This is a genomic window from Blautia sp. AM29-29 (genome assembly GCF_003480555.1).
Lineage (GTDB): Bacteria > Bacillota > Clostridia > Lachnospirales > Lachnospiraceae > Fusicatenibacter > Fusicatenibacter saccharivorans.
The window spans coordinates 84,439-107,657 of the sequence record NZ_QUJD01000005.1; the positions used below are offsets into that span (position 1 = coordinate 84,439).

18 protein-coding genes, 1 tRNA gene and 1 other annotated feature are annotated in these 23,219 nt (G+C 49.0%); of the genes, 15 read left to right on the forward strand and 4 right to left on the reverse strand.

Annotation, left to right across the window (positions count from 1 at the left end; genetic code table 11):
• Positions 1 to 102: 102 nt before the first annotated feature.
• The 4 genes from DW769_RS05005 (at position 103) to DW769_RS05015 (ending at position 4,014) form a co-directional block, all read left to right on the forward strand.
• Positions 103 to 729, forward strand: coding sequence for an HD domain-containing protein (locus DW769_RS05005; RefSeq protein WP_118750056.1), 627 nt, complete (start codon positions 103 to 105; stop codon positions 727 to 729).
• Between the two features lie 345 nt (positions 730 to 1,074).
• Positions 1,075 to 1,197, forward strand: a tRNA-Phe gene (locus tag DW769_RS16370).
• A gap of 189 nt (positions 1,198 to 1,386) precedes the next feature.
• Positions 1,387 to 2,874, forward strand: a complete 1,488-nt coding sequence (locus DW769_RS05010; RefSeq protein WP_242998490.1) for a DUF2828 family protein — start codon at positions 1,387 to 1,389, stop codon at positions 2,872 to 2,874.
• Positions 2,875 to 3,324: 450 nt separating this feature from the next.
• Entirely contained in the window at positions 3,325 to 4,014 is a 690-nt protein-coding gene (locus DW769_RS05015; protein ID WP_118750057.1) for a hypothetical protein, read from the forward strand.
• Positions 4,015 to 4,833: 819 nt separating this feature from the next.
• On the opposite strand, the gene DW769_RS05020 is transcribed toward DW769_RS05015, so the two are convergent.
• Genes DW769_RS05020 through DW769_RS05030 form a run of 3 tightly spaced genes read right to left on the reverse strand, consistent with a single transcriptional unit; the run spans position 4,834 to position 7,855 of the window.
• Complete coding sequence (locus tag DW769_RS05020) at positions 4,834 to 6,021, reverse strand: pyridoxal phosphate-dependent aminotransferase (protein WP_118750058.1); 1,188 nt, start codon at positions 6,019 to 6,021, stop codon at positions 4,834 to 4,836.
• A 55-nt stretch (positions 6,022 to 6,076) separates the two neighbouring features.
• Positions 6,077 to 6,733: a glycerol-3-phosphate acyltransferase gene (locus DW769_RS05025; RefSeq protein ID WP_242856430.1), complete on the reverse strand. Its 657-nt coding sequence runs from the start codon at positions 6,731 to 6,733 to the stop codon at positions 6,077 to 6,079.
• Between the two features lie 6 nt (positions 6,734 to 6,739).
• Positions 6,740 to 7,855, reverse strand: a complete 1,116-nt coding sequence (locus DW769_RS05030) for an MGDG synthase family glycosyltransferase (protein WP_118750059.1) — start codon at positions 7,853 to 7,855, stop codon at positions 6,740 to 6,742.
• A 405-nt stretch (positions 7,856 to 8,260) separates the two neighbouring features.
• Here DW769_RS05030 and DW769_RS05035 point away from each other — a divergent pair, with 405 nt between their 5' ends.
• Positions 8,261 to 10,690 carry a glycoside hydrolase family 3 protein gene (locus DW769_RS05035; RefSeq protein ID WP_117804919.1) on the forward strand — a complete coding sequence of 810 codons (2,430 nt, stop codon included), beginning with the start codon at positions 8,261 to 8,263 and terminating at the stop codon, positions 10,688 to 10,690.
• A 200-nt stretch (positions 10,691 to 10,890) separates the two neighbouring features.
• On the opposite strand, the gene DW769_RS05040 is transcribed toward DW769_RS05035, so the two are convergent.
• Positions 10,891 to 12,264 carry an MATE family efflux transporter gene (locus tag DW769_RS05040; protein WP_117804920.1) on the reverse strand — a complete coding sequence of 458 codons (1,374 nt, stop codon included), beginning with the start codon at positions 12,262 to 12,264 and terminating at the stop codon, positions 10,891 to 10,893.
• A gap of 279 nt (positions 12,265 to 12,543) precedes the next feature.
• Between DW769_RS05040 and DW769_RS05045 the strand changes: the two genes are divergently transcribed.
• The 10 genes from DW769_RS05045 to DW769_RS05085 all read left to right on the forward strand — a co-directional run bounded on the left by DW769_RS05045 (position 12,544) and on the right by DW769_RS05085 (position 23,152).
• On the forward strand, positions 12,544 to 13,104 hold the full coding sequence (locus DW769_RS05045) for a biotin transporter BioY (protein WP_022461328.1): 561 nt from the start codon (positions 12,544 to 12,546) through the stop codon (positions 13,102 to 13,104).
• 292 nt (positions 13,105 to 13,396) lie between these two features.
• Entirely contained in the window at positions 13,397 to 14,152 is a 756-nt protein-coding gene (locus DW769_RS05050) for a transglycosylase domain-containing protein (RefSeq protein ID WP_330411459.1), read from the forward strand.
• A gap of 22 nt (positions 14,153 to 14,174) precedes the next feature.
• Positions 14,175 to 14,312, forward strand: a complete 138-nt coding sequence (locus DW769_RS16375; protein WP_156327580.1) for a hypothetical protein — start codon at positions 14,175 to 14,177, stop codon at positions 14,310 to 14,312.
• A gap of 156 nt (positions 14,313 to 14,468) precedes the next feature.
• Positions 14,469 to 15,041: a M48 family metallopeptidase gene (locus DW769_RS05055; RefSeq protein WP_117761612.1), complete on the forward strand. Its 573-nt coding sequence runs from the start codon at positions 14,469 to 14,471 to the stop codon at positions 15,039 to 15,041.
• Between the two features lie 18 nt (positions 15,042 to 15,059).
• Complete coding sequence (locus DW769_RS05060) at positions 15,060 to 16,019, forward strand: hypothetical protein (protein WP_117761613.1); 960 nt, start codon at positions 15,060 to 15,062, stop codon at positions 16,017 to 16,019.
• A gap of 83 nt (positions 16,020 to 16,102) precedes the next feature.
• Positions 16,103 to 16,543, forward strand: a complete 441-nt coding sequence (locus DW769_RS05065; RefSeq protein WP_243002073.1) for an SseB family protein — start codon at positions 16,103 to 16,105, stop codon at positions 16,541 to 16,543.
• Positions 16,544 to 16,690: 147 nt separating this feature from the next.
• Positions 16,691 to 17,035 (forward strand): putative signal transducing protein, encoded by a 345-nt coding sequence (locus DW769_RS05070; RefSeq protein WP_117509828.1) that lies wholly within the window; start codon positions 16,691 to 16,693, stop codon positions 17,033 to 17,035.
• A 21-nt stretch (positions 17,036 to 17,056) separates the two neighbouring features.
• Positions 17,057 to 17,857: an MBL fold metallo-hydrolase gene (locus DW769_RS05075; RefSeq protein WP_117761614.1), complete on the forward strand. Its 801-nt coding sequence runs from the start codon at positions 17,057 to 17,059 to the stop codon at positions 17,855 to 17,857.
• A 110-nt stretch (positions 17,858 to 17,967) separates the two neighbouring features.
• Positions 17,968 to 18,188, forward strand: a binding site (T-box leader).
• A gap of 95 nt (positions 18,189 to 18,283) precedes the next feature.
• Positions 18,284 to 20,935 (forward strand): valine--tRNA ligase, encoded by a 2,652-nt coding sequence (locus tag DW769_RS05080; protein ID WP_118750060.1) that lies wholly within the window; start codon positions 18,284 to 18,286, stop codon positions 20,933 to 20,935.
• Positions 20,936 to 23,152, forward strand: a complete 2,217-nt coding sequence (locus DW769_RS05085; protein WP_118750061.1) for an LTA synthase family protein — start codon at positions 20,936 to 20,938, stop codon at positions 23,150 to 23,152. It abuts the gene before it with no gap.
• The last annotated feature ends 67 nt before the right edge of the window (positions 23,153 to 23,219 follow it).

Genomic DNA, 23,219 nt, shown 5'->3' on the forward strand with positions numbered 1-23,219 from the left:
AGCAATCTGGTATCAAAGGGGTCAAAAAATCTTTTGACCCCAACATCTATACATAACAAAACACGGATATTCACAAAAAGACCAGAAAGGGGGAATGAACACATGAAGTTAAGCGAGCTGTTGAATGTGTTGAAAACAGCAGAAACTGCGGAAGAGATGGATGTGAGACGAGAAGAAATCGCAGCACTGATTCCGGCCGTACGAACCATGTTCGGCTATGATCAGAAGAACAGTGCACATCAGTATGACTTATGGATGCATTCCCTCCATGTGGTCTGCAATCTTCCGCGGAGGATGGAAAATGATATGGTCTATCTGGCTGCGCTGCTGCACGATATCGGAAAGCCGGAAGCTCAAGGCAGGGGAAAACGCGAGTGTGATCCGGACATGCATTACTACGGTCATCCCGAAAAAAGTATGGAAATCGTGCGCGACATCGTAATCCCGGAGCTGGACCGGCAGGGGTATGTGATTCCGTGTTTCGATGTACAGGAACTCCTTTATTACGTGAAATATCACGATGATCATGTCAGTGTGAAATTAAAGCACGTCAGACGCCACAAAAAAATGGCCAGCTTTGCGATGTTTCAAAACCTGATGCTGCTGCAGACGGCAGATGCCAAAGCACATATCCAGATCCCTGTTATCGCCGAACGTGCAGAAATCTGCGGACGGCTTGCCGGTGAGGAAGGCAGACTTCTCTATCGGAAAATTCTGGATGGGGAGTAGGCTGATGAGCCGAAGCTGTAAAAAAACGCCCGTCAGCAAAGGCCGATGCAAAAATTCCCGTTGGGCAAAGCGCGCGGCAAATAAGAGGGTTCGACGGGCGAAAACACTGTGGGGAAAATCAAAAGCATTTCGAAAAATTTCTGAGACATGGGATATCTGCGACTGAAAATTTTACGGTGAGAGACCCTGAAATCCGAATCGGGAAGAAAAAAATCACTGGGAAAAATGCTATTACAGAAAATGATCTGGAAAAGATGCATGAAACCATGGATGAATTATGAATCAAGATCCCGAAAGGAAATCCTGAGCTGGGGACAGAAGACAGAAACACTAAAATAACAGAATAAGGCGGTAGTTTAACGGGCAAAACCTGTGCAGAAAAAAAGGTTTCATGTTTGTGGAACACACAGCAACTTTTTGAGGAGAATAGGGAGGCACAGAATGCAGGTTCAAGTCCTGCCCGCCTTACGCGAGTGAGGTAGCTTAAAAGAAAGAGCGCGAAAAAACGGTCATGTGCGTGACCGTAACGGCAAACTTTTTTCCAGTGGTAATGGCGAAGATGCCGGTTCAAATCCGGCCCTCACTCAGAAAAAAACAGAAGAGCAAACGAGAAAGAATGGAGTCCATAGATCCAGAAAAGGATGTCTGGAGAAAACAGTGGAACGAAGGAAAGGAGCGGCAGCGATGGATTTTGCAGAATGGATACGGGAGCAGGCGACAAAAACTTATACAGAAAATGGAGCAACAGCACGGAACACAACCGGCGATGCGCGGCTGGATCTGTTTGCGACAATTGGATCCCTGCGCAGAGCGGATCCGGAAAGAATTGAGCTTCTGTTTGCGGAAGCATATCAGGCAGACCCGCTGTTCGCATTGAAAATCCTGTTTTATGCGCGTGATATCCGGGAAGGTCTCGGCGAGAGACGTGTCTTTCGGATTCTACTACAGTATCTTGCCGAGTACCATCCGCAGGCAGTTATTGCCAACCTTGATCTGATTGGTGTTTTCGGCCGTTTTGACGACTGGTACTGCCTGATCGGAACTGGCGTTGAGGACGAGATGTGGAGTGCCATGAAGCAGCAGCTGGAAGCAGATCTGAAAAACTTTCAGGAGGGAAAAAGCGTTTCCCTGCTTGCTAAATGGATCAAAACGGCAGACTCTAAAAATACGGAGACGAGAAAACTCGGCATTCTGACGGCGCAGAAACTCGGCTATCCTGTTTACAACTTCAAAAGAATCGTCCGTTCTCTGCGGAAATATATCGGTGTGCTGGAAGTGAAAATGTCAGAAAGAAAGTGGGAGGAGATCGTTTACCCGGAGGTCTCCGGAAGAGCCATGATGATTTACAGGAACGCATTTCGAAAACATGATGAAAAGCGTTTTAACCAGTATCTGGCGAAGGCACTGGATGGAAAAGAAAAGATTCATGCGGAGACGCTGTACCCGTATGATCTCGTGGAAAAAGTTCTGTATGGACGTCAATGGAATCAGGTATTGGAGGCGCAGTGGAGGCAGCTGCCGGATTATGTGGCGCAGGAAACGAATGCAATTGTCATTGCAGATGTTTCCGGTTCCATGAGTGGAAGACCCTTGGCGACATCCATTGGTCTTGCTATTTACTTTGCAGAGCGGAACCGGGGCGCTTACCACAATCTTTTCATGACGTTCAGCCAGAAGCCGGAATTTGTTTCTCTGAGAGGGGAAACCCTGTTGCAGAAAATCAAATACGTCGAGCGTACGGAATGGGGGATGAATACTAATCTTCAGGCTGCATTTGAGCGGGTTCTGGAAACAGCGATGGATCACGATGTACCGCCGGAAGAAATGCCGAAAGCGCTGATCGTTGTATCTGACATGGAGATCGACAGATGCGGAGACCGCAATTGGATGTTTTATGATCATATGAAAGAAAAGTACGAGTATTGCGGCTACCAATTGCCGAATATTATTTTCTGGAATGTAGACAGCCGAAACGATATTTTCCATGCCGACAGTCGGAGAAAAGGTGTCCAGCTATACAGCGGCCAGTCGGTTACGACATTCCAGAATCTCCTGAACAATATTGACAGCACACCGGTCAAATCGATGGAAAAAGTGATTGAGAGTGAGCGGTACGCATGCGTCAGAACTGGAAATGCGGCATAAAAAGGACGGAGGAGGATCCGAAGAACCGAAAGATCCTCCTCCGCCCTTTTTGCACATGAAACATTGAAAATAGAAAATCTTTCGTACTTGTTATCCTTGTTTTTTTGATATACACTCCGAGATCGTATCATTTGCAAGAAAAATTGGGATATGATGGATACGGCTGAGGGACTGGAAGGGAAAAAGGAGTTGAAAAAAATATTAACGATAGCTGCTATTTCATTCAAGATATCTTGAATTATATCAAGATATCTTGATATAATCATAGAATAGAAGGAACAGTGTTATAAAGTCAACTTTAATAAAAAGAAAAATTCACAAAGCAAGCAGAAAAGATATGAAATACATAGAGGAAATGTTAAAGTTAGCAGTATGGATAGAAAGCTTTCAAAAGATGTAAAGCTGATATTGGAAAATAGAATGTAGAAGAATAAAGGAAAAGAGGACACTATGGCATCAAGCATGATTCACTTGGCAATTGTACAGGGGATGAGAAAGGAAGTATCATTTCGAGATATTAACTGCCTGTTTCTTGGGGTGATTCTGCCGGATGGGGCGGTGGCGGGAAATAGCCATTTAAAGAAGAAAATCTGCGAAAATACCAGATACACGTACGATCTCGAATGTTTCCGCGACAGATACGGGAAATACATGGAGAAGGATGATTTATATCTCGGCTATTATTTTCATCTGATCCAGGATATGCTATATCGGAGATTTATGTACGGGGAGCATGGCTGGAATTCGAGCGTTCCTGGAAATGTAGAAAAACTGCATCGGGACTACGAGATATTAAATGAATATGTTTCGAAAAAATATGGCCTTTCCCAGGAAATGATCCAGGAGCTGGATCTTACAGAAGAGCCATTGGCACAGCTTGCTGAATTCGATGTGAAAGGTCTTATAAAAGAAGTCCGCGGGGAATTCGTCCAGAGAAAAGAAGAGAAATTGTCCATCCTTACCAGACAAATGGCCGACGAGTACATCGTACGCGCGACGGAATTCTGCGTGGAAGAGCTAAAAGCACTGTCCAAAGGAAAATCAGGTCTGGACAGTACTGTGTGGAGCTGGGAAAAACCAGAAAATATATCACATGAAAAATTAAACCAGAAGTTAAAGGCAAAAATCGAAAATATGTAATATAGTATATACAGAACAAAGCACGGACATTCACAAAAAGAACAGAGACGTGCAGAAAGCAGCAGACACATTTATGAGTGCAGACCGCAGGCATACAATGTGGGATGTATGAAGCCATGGATGAATTATGAACCAAGGTCTCTGAAGGAAATCCTGAGCTTTAGAGAGAAGGCTGAGGCAGGAAAATAGCATCTCCACCGATGATATAAAGCAAGTCAGAGTGGAACAGCATTTGATACACATCAGTATCCACAAAAAATGTGGCTGAAAATAAGGCGGTAGTTTAACCGAATCAAGTAAGTCCCCTGTTTCCAGTGCGAAAAGCAATAAGCAGTGGGTGGGGACTTGCTTGTATCAGGAGGAGTGTAAGCTCCTTCTGATAAACTGCGGAGCAGTTATTCGGTTATGAGCAAGTAGCGAAGCGGATTGCGAATATCCGCTTGACCGGGCAAAACCTGTGCAGAAAAATGTTTCATGTTTGTGGAACGTACAGCAAATTTTTCGTAGAGGATAAGGCACAGAATGCAGGTTCAAGTCCTGCCCGCCTTATGCGATTGAGATAGCTCAGAAGAAAGGAGCGGCAGCGATGGAACAGATCATCGAAAGCGAGCGGTATGCGTGTGTCAGAACAGGGATGTGGAAGAAAAGATGTAAAGTTGTGATTGGAAAACAGGATGTAGGAGAATAAAAGAAAAACGGACGCTGCGTTTCAAAGATGAAGCAGTGTCCGTTTTTTACTATATGTAAGATACCGGGGTCAAAAGGTCAAAAAGCCCTTTGCCCCCAACATCTATTTAAGAAAAGTTGACAGTTGAAAAATTATGCAAAATACTCTCCAGCCAGCCTCTTAAACGCCGGCAGTGCCCGCTCGATCTGCGCAGTAGTAACGCAGTACGCGATCCGTACGAATCCCGGTGCACCGAAGTCATCGCCGGGTACAAGAAGAAGTTCGTGTTTTTTCGCTTTCTCGCAGAATGCATACGCGTCCGGTTCCGGAGTTTTCATGAAGAGATAGAAAGCGCCGTCCGGGTGAACGCAGGTGAAGCCGTAGGCGGTTAATGAATCATACAGCAGATCGCGGTTTTTCTTGTAGACCGAAAGATCCGAAACCTGTCCTGCGCATTTGGCGATGACGTGTTGGATCAGGCTTGGTGCGCAGACGAAGCCGAGGGCGCGTCCGGCACCGCAGACGGCTGCGTAGATGGTTCTTGCATCATCGACCTCATCCGGAACGAGAACGTAGCCGATACGCTCGCCCGGCAGGGAGAGGGATTTGCTGTAGGAGTAGCAGACCAGCGTGTTTTTGTAATATTTTGTCAGATACGGAACTTCCACGTCTCCGTAGACAAGCTCGCGGTACGGTTCATCAACGATCAGATAAATCGGATGGCCGTATTCGGCAGATTTTGCTTCCAGAAAAGCAGCGAGCTTCTGAATGCTTTCTTCTGTGTAGACAACGCCGGACGGATTGTTCGGAGAATTGACGAAAACGCCTTTGGTGTGCGCTGTGACAGCGGCCGAGAGGCGGTCAAAGTCGATCTGGAACGTGGAAGAATCAGCCGGCGTTTCGATCATGGCTGCGCCTGCAGATTCGATGAAAACACGGTATTCCGGAAAGTACGGGGTAAATACGATATACTCGTCGCCCGGAACGGTTAAAGCGCCAAGGACGATGCGGAGCGAAGCGGCTGCACCGCAGGTCATATAGAAGTTGTCGGCATGGAACGCGGTACCAAAGCGTTTGTTCAGGTCGGCTGCAACGGCGGCGCGGGTATCGGCATCGCCCTGCGCGGAGGTGTAGCCGAAGAGATAGTAATCGTCTTTGGAATCAAGCAGCTCCTTGATGGTCTCATGAACGGAGACCGGAGCCGGGACGTTTGGATTTCCGATACTGAAATCAAAGACATTTTCTGATCCGATCTCGGCAGCGCGTTTTTTACTGTATTCGAAAATCTCGCGGATTACCGATTTTTTTGTGCCGAGAGTTACCATTTTTTCTGAAATCATGTGTCAATCCTCCTGAAGTAAATTGTTTGCCGCTGTTTTAAATGAACTGTAAATATTATTCTTTTTTCTGCTTTTTCCTTATTTTAGCAGACAAAGACTGAATTGTAAATGCAGCATTTTCGGTCTCATGCTCCCGCAGGCTGAAAAGATGGCGGAAGCACACCACGAGTGATATCAGCAGACTGCCGAGCCGCACGGACGGAAGAAAGCGGGAAATTTGTGCGGCAACGGCAAACCCGGAGAACGAAACGATCGAGCGCAGACTGTGTGGCTGGATAATGAGAATCAACGAAAACGTCAGATAAAACGCCGCCAGAAGAAGCGCCGGCCGCAGATCCGGCAGGAGGCCGAGCAGCACGCCGAACGAGACAGAGATCGCCTTTCCGCCTTTCGCAGGCTGCAGAAACGGCCATGCGTGTCCGGCCACCGGGGCGAGCAGAATCAGGGCGAAAATCCAGGAACCCATCGAAACAGCGGAACTGTGCGCCGCCAGAAACACCGGCAGAAATCCCTTCCCGATATCGCACAGGACGCAGAGCAGTCCAATCCGCGGTCCGGCCACTGAAAAGGCGTTGAAGGCACCGGGATTCTGATCTTCATTCACAGTTCGGACATCCACGTGGCAGAAGTATTTTGGAATCAGGTACGAATACAGTACGCTGCCCGAGAGGTACCCGAAGAAACTATAAAACAGATAAGCAGTAAGCATCATAAGCAGTTACTCCGAAATTAATTTTTCCAAAAGGTGTGTAATTGACGTTCCCGCCTGCGGATGGCTGTTTTGATGCTGGGCATCGCGCATCGCAATCTGACGTGCATCATCGCAGGCAAGCGAAATACCGGCCTCTGCCAGCTCTTTCTGATGTGCGCCGGTCACGGACATTCCGCGTGAGACAAAAAAAGCACGGTTTTTTGTTTCGCAACCCGGAATCGGATCAGTGTGTACGAGCGGAACGCGCCGCACAGCGGCCTCGGTACTGCTTAAGCCCCCGGGCTTTGTAAACAGCACATCGGCAGCGGCCATATATTCCGCAACGTGGCGTGTAAAACCGATGATATGTACATTTGGGTTCTTATGGAACTGCAGCCGGAGCGAACGCATCCGTTTTTTATTATTTCCGCAGATGATCACAGCCTGTTCGCCGTTTTCCAGCCGGGAAACGAGTTCATGTGCGAGCAGATGCACTTTGCCGAATCCCATACTGCCGCTCATGACGAGAAACAGCGGAGCATTCTCGGGAAGACCGAGATGGCGGCGCACATCCTCTTTGGATGCAGGGCGCGCAAATGCGGGCCGCACCGGAATACCGAGAGGAAGCAGTTTTTCTTCCGGGATACCGCAGGATGCAAACTCCGGGATCAGATCCTTGTGCGGAACCACATAGTAATCGCAGTTCGTCTCTTCCCAGAACGGAATGCACGCGTAATCGGTGGCAACGGCAACGCAGGGAATCGTCAGCCGTCCTTTCTGTTTCATCCAGGTCAGTGTTTCCGCCGGATAAAGATGTGTGGTGACAACGGCATTAAAATGGTTTTGATCAATATAATCTGCAAGCGCATTTCCAAGCCGCGCATTTGCATAGTAAACGGGGGATTTCCAGGGAAATTTCCGTACCAGCTCACCAAGCTGATAGAGTGCGCCGAAGCCGGCCGGAAAAACGGAGACAAGCTTCACATAAGCTCCGCCGACCAGTGCGGAGGTATGCTTTCGCCCGAGGCTCATCAGATCCAGAACCTCGGCTTCGTGGTGATAAAAATTCAGACTTTCTTTTAATGCAGAGGCCGCAGCATTGTGGCCACCGCCAGTATTGCAGGATAAAATCAGTACCTTCATAAGAAAACTCCATTCTTTTGTTGTATCCCGAAGAGAACCTGAAAAAGGGGATGCCGATGTTTTGTTTTCAGACACGCTTTAGTATAGAACGCTGTTATTTTTCGGACAATCCACAAAATGAGAAAAGTGTCTGATATAACAGAAAAGCGGCAGGCAGCAGAAACACCGGGGAGACGCAGACGGAGCATCCACCTACGGATCAAGATATTGAGAGAAAGGAAAGAAACGACGGATGCCTGAAAAATTGGCAAAATAGAATAAAATCGAAAGAAAAAGAAACGAAAAACAGGATAAAATGCTGAAAAATCAATTGACATCCACTCCAAAACTTCGTATCATAAAGACAGAATGGGGCGCGTTCGGAAAGCAATCTGCGCACCGGAAAATACAGGAGGTAAGCTTAAAATGGGTAAATGGCAGAGAAGTCTTTACCAGCCGGTTCTGCCGCTGGGAAAAGACGGAAAAAGAGTAACAGGAAGCGCGGAACATATCGCACTTTCCAGAAAAGCAGCAGGAGAAGGTATGGTTCTGGTGAAAAACGAGAACGACACACTGCCGCTCGCAAAAGGCACAAAAGTAGCTTTATTTGGAAAAGGAACGATTGATTACGTAAAAGGCGGCGGCGGAAGCGGTGACGTTACGGTCGAGTATATCCGCAACTTCTACGAAGGCATGAAGATCAAAGAAGCCGAGGGGGAGGTTTCTCTGTTCCATGAGCTGCCGGAATTCTATGAGAAAAATGTAAAAGAGCAGTATGCTGCAGGCGCTGTACCGGGCATGACAAGAGAGCCGGAAGTACCGGACGAGCTGGTACAGAAAGCAAAAGCATATACCGATACCGCAATCATCACCATCTGCCGTTTCTCCGGCGAGGGCTGGGACCGCAAATGCCAGATCACCGAGGAAGGCTATGAGCTGTTTGAGGATGAGAAAAAACAGATCGAGCTGAGCGCCAGCATCTTCGAAAACGGCGACTTCTGCCTGACAAACGGCGAAGCAGCCATGGTAGAAAAAGTAAAAGCAAACTTTAAAAATGTCATCGTTGTCATGAACGTCGGCGGTATGGTTGATACCAGCTGGTTCAAAGACTGCAAAGAGATTCCGGCGGTGCTGATGGCATGGCAGGGCGGCATGGAAGGCGGCCTCGCGGCAGCGGACGTTGTAACAGGCGACGTCAACCCATCCGGTAAACTGGTTGATACCTACGCAGCAACCCTCGAGGATTATCCATCCACCGAGAACTTCCATAAATCCGTTTATTACGTGGATTACAACGAGGATATCTACGTTGGCTACCGTTATTTCGAGACGATTCCTGGCGCAGCGGAGAAGGTCAATTATCCGTTCGGCTTCGGCCTTTCCTACACCAGCTTTGAGACAGAAGTTCTGGGGGCAGAAGAGAAGGATGGAAAGATTGTTGTAAAAGCAGCTGTTACCAACACCGGAAAACGTGCCGGAAAAGAAGTTGTACAGCTCTACTATGGCGCACCGCAGGGCAAGCTTGGCAAGCCGGCCAAAGAGCTTGGCGCTTACCGGAAAACAAGACTGCTGCAGCCAGGCGAGACACAGAGAGTCGTTCTTTCCTTTACAGTGGAAGATATGGCATCTTTTGATGACCTTGGAAAGGTTGCAAAATCTGCCTATGTTCTTGAGGCAGGAAGCTACGTCTTCTACGTTGGAAACAATGTAAGAGATGCGAAGAAACTGGACTTCACCTACGATCTGGCAGAGGCAGAAGTGACTGCACAGTACACCAGCCTTGCCGCTCCGCATAAGCTGGAAAAACGTCTCCTTGCGGATGGAACCTACGAAGCGCTTCCGACCGATAACGGCCCTGTCGAGGAAGAAGGACTGGAGCGTCAGGATAAGCTGACTCTGGAAGGCTTCCTCCCGGCAGTCAAAGCACAGGAGAGAAAGAGCTTTGGCGAGCTTATGGAAGCAGCAAAGACGAATCCGAACCTGATGAATGTGGTCGAAGGAAAAGAAACGCTCGACGAGTTTGTAGATAAGCTTCCGACAGAAGCACTTATTCATCTGCTCGGCGGTCAGCCGAACACAGGAGTTGCCAATACGTTTGGCATGGGAAATCTGCCTGAGTACGGCATCCCGAATATCATGACCGCAGACGGACCGGCAGGCCTTCGCATTCAGCCGCAGTGTGGCGTCAACACGACCGCATGGCCGTGCGCAACATTGCTTGCCTGCACCTGGGATCCGGAGCTGATCGAAGAAATCGGTAAAGCCGGCGGAGAGGAAGTCAAAGAAAACAACATCGGCATCTGGCTGACCCCGGCTGTCAACATTCACAGAAGCCCGCTCTGCGGAAGAAACTTTGAGTATTATTCCGAGGATCCGCTTGTAGCCGGAAAATCCGGTGCGGCAATGGTACGCGGTATGCAGTCCGAGCATATCGGGGCAAGTGTGAAACACTTCTGCTGCAACAACAAAGAAACAAACCGAAAAGACAGCGATTCCCGCGTTTCCGAGCGTGCGCTGCGTGAGATTTACCTGAAAGCCTTCGAAATCATCGTAAAAGAGGCAGATCCATACACAATCATGTCGTCCTACAACCTGATCAACGGCGTTCAGGCATCTGAGAACAAGGATCTTTTGACCGGTATTCTGCGCGGTGAGTGGGACTTTAAGGGAATGGTAACGACCGATTGGTGGACCCACGGCGAGCATTACCGTGAGACAAAAGCCGGAAATGATATCAAGATGGCAAACGGATACGAGGAGCGCGTACAGGAGGCATTTGAGAAGGGATACATCACCCGCGACGAAATCGCTCTTTGTGCAAAACGAATCCTGACCATGATTCTTCGCATGGACTGATGTGGATGCATGTGAATAAATAAAGAAAAGTGTGGATAACACATAAAAAAATCGTATGCTGTTGTGGAAAAAGCAACAGCATACGATTTTTTACTTTCCGGACAGGATTCTTTCCTGTTTACACGGCAATGATCTGTAGCAAGACTCTGGCGACCGCAGCGCAGTAAAAACGAGCGGAAACTACAGGAAAAAAACTGTTTTCAGGCGGCAGCCTTCTGTAGCTCTGCCATAATCTTAAATTCCCGCACGACCATAACGATGCTGACTGATGCGGCTGCAAGGTCTGCAATCGGTGCAGTGTACATCACGCCGTCAATGCCGAAGAGATACGGAAAAATCAGCAGCAGCGGAAGCAGGAAAATAATCTGTCTCGTCAGCGAAAGAAAAATACCCTTCTTCGGTGCTCCGATTGAGGTAAAGAAATTCGAGCTGACCGGCTGGATACCGTTCAGGAATGTGAAAAACAGGAAAATGCGGAAGTACCGCTCTGCAAAATGCAGGTACTCTTCTGAACCGGAACCAAAAATGCCGATAATCTGGCGCGGAAAGAACTGGAAGCAGAGGAAGGCGACGATGGAAATGGCAGTCGCCGCAAAAACTGCTTTTTTATAGGCGTCCTTCACGCGGTCATATTTCTGTGCACCGAAGTTGAAGCTGACAATCGGCTGAAGTCCCTGGGAAATGCCGATGACAAAGGAGAAGAACAGCATATTCACCTTTGAAATAATACCGGCGCATGCAAGCGGAATGTCGCTTCCATAGACGGAATTGGAGCCGTAGTAGGTCAGTGTGTTGTTCATAACGATCTGAACAACCATCATTGCCACCTGGTTGAATGCCGGAGTTGCACCAAGCGCAGCGATCCGTGCCCAGCAGGCTATTTTCGGCTTCAGATCGGAAAGAGAAAGCGGCAGCGTTTTAAAACCGCGCAGATAGAAGACAACGAGCGCGAACGATAAAATCTGTCCGGTGATCGTGGCGAGCGCTGCACCTGCCATGCCCATGTGGAAAACGAAGATGAACAGCGGGTCGAGAATCGTGTTGACGATCGCGCCGATCAGGTTACACAGCATGGAAAATTTCGGGCTGCCATCCGCGCGGATCAGGTTGGAGCCGCCGATTGTGATGATCAGAAACGGGAATCCGATGGAGGTAATTCTGGTGTAAGTACAGGCATAATCAATGACATCCGGCGTTGCACCAAAGAGAAGCATCATCGGACGCAGAAAAAGCTGAACGGCAACGCAGAGGATCACACCGAGGATTGCCAGCATGGAGATGGCATTTCCAACATAGGATTTCGCGTGCTCCGGATCCTTTCTGCCCATGCAGAGATTGAAATTTGCAGCACCGCCGATGCCGCAGAGCAGACCGATGGATGTGCAGACCATGCTGAGTGGGAACGCTACGTTGGTCGCTGCGTTTCCGAGCACGCCGATGCTGTGACCGATAAAGAGCTGGTCTACCATGTTATAGAGGGCGCTGACGAGCATCGCGATGACGCTCGGAATCGCAAAACGCCGCAAAAGAGAGCTGACCGGTTCCGAGCCGAGAGGATTTTCGGAAGGTTTCATAGAGGGTATCTCCTTTCAAATGGAATAAAAATTCATCGTTTGTATCGGGTGAACATTCACGGAAAAACTCCGAGACTATACAGTATACCATAGAAAGAAAACAGAAAACAAGAGGGTGACCGTTATTTTCAGGAAGTGTAACAGAATCGTAGCAGAACACTCTGTGTTTTTAAAAAAAGGGATTGACAAAAATAAAATATTAACCTATATTGAAACAAGGTTAACAATTCAAAAGCAGAAAGAATTGGATACAAGAACCTGCGAGGAGGATTTACATTCATGAAAAAATCAAAACTTACCACAAAACAGATTGTACTGACCGGCATGATGACGGCAGTGCTTGCGGTACTGTCCATTGTGACGATTCCGCTTCCGACCGGCGTTCCGGTGACGCTGCAGACCTTTGCAATGGCATTTTGCGGCTACGTGCTTGGCTGGAAATTGGGAGGTGCATCGTCCGCTCTTTATCTGATCCTCGGCGCGATCGGCGTTCCGGTTTATGCCGGCATGAGCGGTGGATTCGGCGCTCTTCTCGGACCGGCCGGCGGCTTTATTTTCGGATTTATTCCGATGGCAATGCTCTGCGGTGCCGGAATTAAAAAAGGCTTCCCGGGCAAACCATTCGTTCTTGGAATCGCAGGTCTTGCGGTATGTCACGCATTCGGTGTGGTACAGTTTTCCATTGTAACAGGAAACACGATCCCGGCTTCGTTCCTGGCAGTTTCCGTTCCGTACATCGTAAAAGATGTGATTTCCGTTGTAGTAGCTGAAATTCTCGGTGTAGCCGTTCGAAAAGCACTGTCAGCAGCTCATGTAATGAACTACGGAACCGCAGCATAATCACAGAGCGTTTCTGAAAAACCAAAAGATAAAAACAAGAGACAGGCATCCTGACAATCTGCCAGGTGTCTGTCTTTTTCTGTTTTGTCAAGCGGATATTCGCAATCCGCTTCGCTACTTGCCTGATTCGGTTAAAGTATTCCGCAGCAGCAGCGGTTATTTGAAAAAACGTGCAAAATGCATTTCATACAGTTTCAAAATTTTAATGAATTCCTAAGAAAGAGGCAAGAAGGCGTTAAGGGAGATATGGTAGGATAGAAAGCAGGAAAGAACAACAAAGGGGTTTGAAACTATGAGAAAAAGAACACGAAAACACCGGGGAACAGCGGGAAAAATGGTTGGAGGTTTTCTGGCATTTTTCTGCCTGATCCTGCTGATGGCCGGAATGTTCTGGGCAATCCAGGGATATGTTTCCTATCAGAAGGCAGTGAAGGAAAAGCCGCTCGCGCAGGCGGTAGAGGAAATCAGAAGCGAAGCACAGTGGGTTCCCCTGAAACAGGTGCCGGAGCTGTACAAAAAAGCGGTGCTTGCTGTCGAGGATCACCGGTATTACACACATCACGGGATAGACTGGATCAGCATGGCGCGCGCGGTTGTACATGACATCCGCGTGATGAAACCGGAGCAGGGAGGCAGTACTATCACACAGCAGCTGGTAAAAAACATGTATTACGATCAGAATAAGACACTTGCCAGAAAAGCGGCAGAGGCGTGGACAGCACTCTATGTGGAACGACAGCTCTCCAAGGAAGAAATTCTGGAGCTGTACATCAACACTATTTATTTCGGGGATGGCTATTACGGACTCAAAGAAGCATCGCGTGGTTATTTCGGAAAAGAGCCGCAGGATCTGACCGACAGCGAAGCCGTTCTCCTCGCCGGAATCCCGAATGCACCGTCCGCCTACGCACCGTCGCGCCACGCGGATCTGGCGCTGCAGCGGGAAAAGCAGGTGCTGGCGGCAATGGTAAAATATGGATACCTGGAACAAAGTGAGACGGACAGCCTGCTGTGGGATGCGGCAGCCGATCCGGTTCTGGCACGATAGAAAGAAAAGTGAGGAAAAAAGAATGGGAAAACTGATCAGACTGGGGGCAACAGCGCTGTCCATGATTGGAATTTTGGTGATGATTCTCTGTGTGCAGGCGGCGATTTTATTTGTGAGGCTGTGCATCCGAAGAAAGCAGAAAAAAATTGAGCTGAAATAAGAGAAGGAAAAATGTGAGCAGAATTGCCGGAAGAAAAACGGTGATTCTGCTCGCGTTTTTTTCTGTGAGCAATCCGATTGCGTTTCCGCCGGGAAAAAGGTATAATGAAAAACAGGCAAAAAAATGGTAAAACAGACAGCTTTTGAGGAAAAATAAATGGAACAGAAAGACAGCGCAGAACGGATTTTAAAACAGATTCCCTATGAGATCGTGTATTCCGCCCGTAAAACGCTCGCCGTCCAGGTCAAAGCGGATGGAAGCGTGGTGGTGCGCGCACCGAAACGGATGGCAAAATACAAAATCGAAGCATTCTTAAAAGAAAAACAGGATTGGATTCACACACACCGGGAAAAAGCGTTGGCGGCCGCAGAGCAGAAAGCAGCGAACCGTCTGACGGAAGCAGAACGAAAAGCGGCGGTTAAACGTGCGGCGCAGATGCTGGCGGAAAAGACGGCACATTTTGCAAAAGAGATGGGCGTAACGTATGGCAGAATCACAATTCGTGAGCAGAAAACCCGCTGGGGCAGCTGCAGCAGCGCCGGAAACCTGAACTACAACTGGAAGCTGGTGCTGATGCCGGAGCACGTGATGGATTACGTCGTTATCCACGAGCTGGCGCACCGGAAAGAGATGGACCATTCCGCGCGGTTTTACGCGGTGGTGGCACAGCAGATGCCCGATTACAAAGTGTGGCAGAGCTGGCTGAAGGAGCATGGAAGAGAGTACTGAAAAAGAGAGGCAAAACAAATGATACTGACCGAAGAAAAAACATATATCATCAATGTGACGGAAGTCGATACCGACGCAGAGCTCGGTTTAAATAAGAAAGATATTATGATCAAATACACGAATCTGGAGCTGCTGCACGCGGTTCTTGCAAGCACGATGCCGTACGGCCGTCTGTCGGCGCGCTACCGCGGAAAACGGAAGGCGGAGCTGCAGTCACGGATTGCGATGGTGGAGAGTGTGCTCGAAACACGCGGCGACCAGCTGACAAAAGCGGAGCAGATTATGTATCTCGACACGGCGGAGCGCAGTGCAATCTGTCATTATCTCGGCATCATCTACACGCGGCTGATTGCGCAGAAGCTGTACGGAATTGACTGTATGGTACCGCTGAACCTGATCGAGCAGCCGGGGGAGAAAAAATTTGTAAAATACAACGGTGCATACCGCCAGGATCTGATCGGATACGGAAAGCAGAACGCATGGAGCGTCTGGGAGCCGGTCGGCAGGAGCGAGAACAGCCAGGCGGCCTTTGGAAACGGATGCCGGGCGGCGTCGGAGATCGAGAAGATCAATGAAAATCCGCTGGCGAAGAGCGCGGCGTGCATGACGTATTACGAGAGAGGCTATCTGAATGCCGTTGTAAAAGAGCCGGAGCGGACCGGGGACGGGACACTTTGGTTTCCAGAGGAGAATTATTTCAAAGCATATTATCAGCCGCTTTTCGAGCTGTTTGCGGACGAACAGCCGGGTGAGCTGTACGGAAGCAGCGGCGGCTTTGAACTGGAGCTGACTCTGCCGTGGACGGAGGAAGGAAAACGCGGCTTCCGCCATCTGCAGATCGGAACGGATCAGGTGACGATTGCATTGATGCGGGAAGGGAAGTACGATCAGATCTTAAAGCGGATGGAAAACGTTTTGGATTTATCAAAAGAGTGCAGATTCTGCGGGGAAGATGGCATCTGGGTAGGCGCAGAGTAAAGGTCATCGGAAGTGCCGAAGCTGCCGGGGATGATGGTACACAGATTCTGTGTGGGAAAAGCGAAAAAGAAAGGACAAGAGCAATGGCAAAAAAAATGGAAACTCCAAAGGACGAAGGGCTGCAGGGGAATGAAACGATAGAGGAAGCAATTCTGGGACTGCAAAAGGAGCCGACGCCGGAACTGCTGGCACATGTGCTGACGGTAATCCGCCGCAGAATGAAAGAGGGCGGACAGGCGATTCTTTCCGTGGAACCGCCATCCGGCGACGATCAGATCCGGATCGGAACGGTAAAGAGCGCAGACGGAAAAGTCTGGTGGGCCGCGTTTACGAGCTTTGATGAGGAATTAAAGGGGAGCAGCAGCGTGAAATCTACGTTTCTCGTGAGTCTGGAACAGCTGATCCACATGGCATCCGAAACAAAGGAGATCAGCGGTGTGATTTTCAATCCGTGGAACCGCACGATCATGCTGGATCATACGCTGCTTTCGATTATCATCGGAGAAGAGAATGCAGGACATTGATATCATATTTCACTTGGCCAGATTACGATGCTGCTCACAATCAACTTCGATTACGGATTGCGTGGGTGATGATGCTGAGAGAAAAAAAGAAAATAGCATAAAATAGCGGAAGGTGGATCTAAGGCACAAAGCACAGGAGGGAAAGATATGGGGTATCGAAAGGTGTATCGTACGGTAGATGAACAGACTACAAAAAAGATGGTAAAGATGCTGCAGCGTCATGGAATCATGGCTTATGGAAAAAGCGAAGGAGCCGGAGAAATTCTGCAGATTACAACTGGAATACCGTATCAGGGACGCGTTGTTTATGTGAAGGAAGAGCAGGCAGAGGAGGCAAAAAAACGGATTGCCGACTGGGAGAAAAAAGGGGAATTTCCTGAGCCGCTCCGAACACAGTCCCATACGCCAAAAGCAAGAATTGCAGCTCTGATCTGGGTTATTATTATTGTTATGGGGATTTTATTTAACATAGGGTTCAGTATGTTCCGGTGAACAAAAGGGAGGTTTTACAAAATGGAAGGTTTTCAGGTAACAGAAATCGGAGAAAAAATTTACTGTATTCTTGACGCGGGAAATTCGTCATTCTATGTGGTAGAAGGAGAAGAGAAAGCGGCTGTGATTGATACCGGCATCACAGCAGGCGCAAAGATTCTGCCGGTGATAAGGGAGTTGACAGATAAGCCTCTGCTGCTGGTTATCACGCATGCGCACCCGGATCACATGTATCATATCGATGAGTTCAACGAGGTTTACATGTGCCACGACGAAAAGAAGATGGACCCGGAGACGCTCAGCGTACTGACAGCGGGAAAATTAAAACCGTGGGAGGAGATTCATGACATCCGTACCGATTCCGTGATTCCGCTCGGCGGCACAGAGCTGGCCGTCTGTCAGACACCGGGCCATACGCCGGGCAGTGTTGTCGTGCTGGAGACGAAACAGAATTACCTGTTCACCGGAGATGCGATCGGAAGCGGCTGCGGTGTCTGGATGCAGGTGCCGGGCGGAACGAGCCTGGAAGAGTATTACGATGGTCTGGTTGGTCTGATGGCGTGGCTGGTGAAAAAGGGCGGCCGCATGAAATTCTTCGGCGGTCATCACACGCAGGTGTTTGAATCGACGGCGCATCCGGTTTACAATCCGCTCAGCCTCGGCGTTCTCGCAGATCTCATCGACCTTGTGGATCAGGTGATCCACGGCGAAAACCTAGGACGGCCAAGCAATGCGAAGCCGTTTTCGAAAGAACAGGTCCGCTACGCGTCGTACGGCCGCGCAGAAATGCAGTACTGTGCATCGCGGATTCACCGAAAATAAGCGCGTGAAATCTTAAAACTTCCATAAGAAGAAAGGTTTTTGCCCGCGGCGGCTTGACAAAATAAAAAAACGCGATTATGATAAATGCAGTTTCTATTCCAACAGAAAAAGAAAAGGTTATGAGGAAGAGGAGTACATGGCAGGCCCCAAAAGAGAGGACGGTTCACCGGCTGAAAGGCTGTCCGGGAAGGTGGTCATGGAAGGTAGCTTCTGAACCGGAGAGCTGAAAAGCACAGAAGATGTGATGATTAGGTTCTCACGCATGAGTCACGTTACAGACTCCGAAACGAGATACAAATTAAGGTGGTACCGCGGAATTTTCGCCCTTTGCATGCATGTTATGTGTATGTGAAGGGCGTTTTTGATTTAAGACAAGCCTCTGCGGGAATAAATACCACAATACACCAAACATAAAAGGAGGATCTCATGAGCAAAGAACTCGCAAAGACCTACGATCCGAAAGGACTCGAGGACAGACTGTATCAGAAATGGCTGGATAAAGGATATTTCCACGCCACTGTAAACCCGAACAAAAAACCGTTTACCATTATGATGCCGCCTCCGAACGTAACCGGACAGCTTCACATGGGCCATGCACTCGACAACACCATGCAGGATATTCTCTGCCGTTTCAAACGGATGGAGGGATATGAAGTCCTCTGGCAGCCGGGAACCGACCATGCGGCGATTGCAACCGAGGTAAAGGTTACCAATATGCTCAAAGAGCAGGGCATCGACAAAGATGAAATCGGACGCGAAAAATTCCTGGAGCATTGCTGGGAGTGGAAAAAAGAGTACGGCGGACGCATCAACAGCCAGTTAAGAAAGATCGGCTCCTCCGCAGACTGGGAGAGAGAACGCTTCACCATGGACGAGGGATGCTCCAAAGCCGTAGAAGAAGTATTCTGCCGTCTGTATGAAAAAGGATGGATCTACAAAGGAAGCCGCATCATCAACTGGTGCCCGGTATGCCAGACTTCCATCTCCGATGCAGAGGTTGAATATCAGGAGCAGGCAGGCCACTTCTGGCACATCAACTACCCGGTAGTTGGAGAAGAAGGCCGCTTCGTAGAAATCGCAACGACCCGTCCGGAGACTCTGCTCGGCGATACTGCCGTAGCTGTCAATCCGGAGGATGAAAGATATACAGATATTGTAGGAAAAATGCTGAAGCTTCCGCTGACCGACCGTGAGATCCCGGTTATCGCAGATGCTTACGTAGACAAAGAGTTCGGAACCGGATGCGTAAAAATCACACCGGCACACGACCCGAACGATTTTGAGGTAGGAAAACGCCACAACCTCGAAGAGATCAACATCTTAAACGATGACGGAACCATGAACAACAAGTGCGGCAAATACGCCGGCATGGACCGCTACGAGGCAAGAAAAGCCATGGTAGAGGATCTCGAGAAGCTTGGCCTTCTTGTAAAAGTAGTGGATCACGTTCACAACGTAGGAACCCACGACAGATGTAAGACAACCGTAGAGCCGATGATCAAACCACAGTGGTTTGTAAAAATGGCGGATATGGCTGCCGCTGCCAGCGAAGCAGAGAAGAACGGGGAAGTAAACTTCATCCCGGATCGTTTCAGCAAGATTTATCAGAACTGGCTGAACAATATCCACGACTGGTGTATTTCCCGTCAGCTCTGGTGGGGTCATCGTATCCCGGCCTATACCTGTGATGACTGTGGCGAGATCACGGTTGTAAGAGGCGGAATGCCGGAAAAATGCCCGAAATGCGGCAGCACCCATCTCACTCAGGACCCGGATACCCTGGACACCTGGTTCAGTTCTGCTCTGTGGCCGTTCTCCACGTTAGGATGGCCGGAGAAAACACCGGAATTTGATTACTTCTATCCGACGGATGTTCTCGTAACCGGATATGACATCATTTTCTTCTGGGTTATCCGTATGGTATTCTCCGCACTGGAGCAGACCAAACAGGTTCCGTTCCACCACGTACTGATTCACGGACTCGTTCGCGATTCCCAGGGACGCAAGATGAGTAAATCCCTCGGAAACGGTATCGATCCGCTCGAAGTCATTGACAAATACGGTGCAGATGCGCTCCGTCTGACTTTGATGACCGGTAATGCACCTGGAAACGATATGCGTTTCTACTGGGAGCGTGTAGAAGCCAGTCGTAACTTCGCAAACAAAGTATGGAACGCTTCCCGTTTCATCATGATGAACCTGGAAAAAGCAGAGGTTCCGTCCAAGATGCCAAAAGACAAACTGACACTGGCAGACAAATGGATTCTCTCCAAAGTCAATACCCTGGCAACGGAAGTAACGGACAACATGGACCGCTACGAGCTCGGCATCGCCGTACAGAAAGTTTACGACTTCATCTGGGAGGAATTCTGCGACTGGTACATCGAGATGGTAAAACCGCGTCTGTACAGCGAGACCGACGAGACGAAGGGCGCTGCACTGTGGACCTTAAAAACCGTTCTTGGCAATGCATTAAAGCTGCTGCATCCGTTCATGCCGTTCATCACAGAGGAAATCTACTGCACACTGAATCCGGACGAGGATTCCATCATGATCGCCGCATGGCCGAAAGAGACCGAAGACTTTGCATACGCAGAGGATGAGGCAGCTGTTGAGATGATGAAAGAGGCCGTAAGAAGCATCCGTGGTGTACGCACCAGCATGAATGTACCGCCGTCAAAGAAAGCAAGCGTATTCGTTGTAACCGAAGATGCTGCTGTACAGGAAACCTTCAAAAATGGTGCTGTATTCTTCGGAACTCTGGCAGGAGCAAGCGAAGTTCACGTACAGGCAGACAAAGCCGGCATCGCAGACGATGCGGTATCCGCAGTGATCCCGCAGGCAACGATCTACATTCCATTTGCCGAGCTGGTTGACCTGGAAAAAGAGATCGCCCGCCTTACGAAAGAGGAAGAGCGTCTGACAAAAGAGATCGCACGTTCCAACGGCATGCTTGGCAACCCGAACTTTATTAACAAAGCTCCGGAGGCAAAGGTTCAGGCAGAGAAAGAAAAACTGGCGAACTATCAGCAGATGATGGAGCAGGTTCAGACAAGATTGGAGCAGCTGAAAAAATAAATGAAAAAAGGAAAAAAACTGCATGGAAACAAGGAAACCGTAGTGAAAGTCTGCAACTGGCTCTCTTTGCCGCTGCAGGCCCTGGGATGCTGTATTCTGTATCTGGTGATTGAAGCATTTTCCCGCCATTCGCTGGCATCTGCATGGAGCTACATGGTGGAAAGCCCATGGGTCTTTTTGTACAATGCATTTTTGATCTTCACTACTTTTATGGTAGTTTATCTGTTCCGCAGACGTGTGCTGGTACGGCTGGTGATGAGCTGTTTCTGGCTGCTGCTCGGTATCATCAACGGTGTGATTCTGGCGAACCGCGTCACACCGTTTACCGGGCCGGATTTGCGGAACTTAAGCGATGGTGCCAAGGTCGTGACGAAGTATCTGTCGAAAGGTACCATGATTCTCGTTGCGGCAGCTCTTGTGGCATTATTGGCATTTTTTGTATGGGTCTGGATCAAAGGACCGAAATTTCAGGGGAAAATCCGCTGGTATCTGAATGTGCCGTTGATTGCTCTGGTAATTGTACTCTTTACGGGAGCAACGAATCTGGCGCTTGCAAAGCGTGTGCTTTCCAGCTATTTCGTCAACATCGCATTTGCCTACCAGGATTACGGCTATCCGTACTGTCTGGCAGTCACCCTGTTTGATACGGGAATTTCAGAGCCGAACGGCTATTCCGAACAGCTCGTGAAACAGATTGAGACGAGTGAAGGCGAACAAAAAGAGGATGATACGGTAAAACCGAATATTATCTTTTTGCAGCTGGAGTCCTTTTTCGATCCGGAGCTGGTTAATTTCCTCAACATTTCCGAGGATCCGATCCCGTATTACCGGCAGCTGATGAAGGATTATTCTTCCGGTTATCTCCGCGTGCCGGTGGTGGGAGCCGGAACAGCAAACACAGAGTTTGAAACTATTTCCGGCATGAGCCTCCGGTATTTCGGAGCGGGTGAGTATCCGTACAAATCGGTGCTTTCAGAGGAGACGTGTGAGAGTGCGCCGTATGTTTTAAAGAATCTTGGCTATGCGACCCATGCGATCCACAACAATGAAGCAAACTTCTATTCCAGAAGAAGTGTGTTCTCACGTCTTGGTTTTGATACCTTTACCTCGGAGGAATATATGCCGGATATCTCGGATGTGACGGCGACAGGATGGGTAAAAGACCATATTCTGACAAAAGAGATCATAAAAACGCTCGATGCGACAGACGAACCGGATTATATCTATACGATTTCGGTACAGGGCCACGGTGATTATCCGACAGAGCCGGTGCTTGACGATCCGGAGATTACAGTGACAGGCGCGGAAGACCGGGAAAAAAATAATTACTCCTGGGAATATTATGTAAATCAGATTCATGAGATGGACATATTTGTCAAAGAGCTGACGACAAAGCTTGCGGATTATCCGGAGCCGGTGGTACTTGTGATGTACGGGGACCATCTGCCAACGATGGGACTGAAAGTAGAAGATCTGGAGAACCGCTATCTGTATCAGACCGAATACGTAATCTGGGATAATATGGGACTGAAAAGAAAACAGGAAAACATTGCTTCCTACCAGATTGCAGCAGAGGTTATGAACCGTGTGGGAATTCATGACGGAACCATTTTCCGGTATCATCAGACGAGACGGAATACGAAGAATTATCAGGTGGATCTCGAGGTGCTGCAGTATGATATGCTGTATGGAAAACGGTACGTTTACGGAGAAGACGGAGAGACACCGTATGAGCGTGTGAAGCTGCAGATGGGTGCTTTGCCGGTAACACTGGAACGAATCGAAAAATCCGGAGAAGATACCTGGTATTTTTACGGAGAAAACTTTACGGCATCGAGCCGTGTGGAAGTCAACGAGGAGATACAGGATACCGTCTATGTCAGCCCGTCGATTCTGATGGTGCATAGTCTGACCCTGGAAGACGGTGATCAGATTACAATCGCGCAGCAGAGCAACAGCTCGACGAAGAAGGTGCTGACAAGGACAGAGCCGATGATGTATGAAGAGCCAAAAACGGTATCTACACCGACGTCGACGCCGAACCCGGACAGCACGAAAACAGATGTGACGCAGGAAAATGCCAATACGAGCACTGCGCCGCAGGATGAACTGACGGCAGCGCCGTCCGGTGCGCCGGAGGGCGAAGGCGACAAGATTGAGCCGTCAAAAACAGAAAACAGCGATAAACCGGCCGAAGACGGCGGTCTGCAGAATTAAAAAGAGTGTCCGAAAGATCATACAGTGGGGCGGATTTTGACGTCCCACTGTATCTTTTTACGGGGAA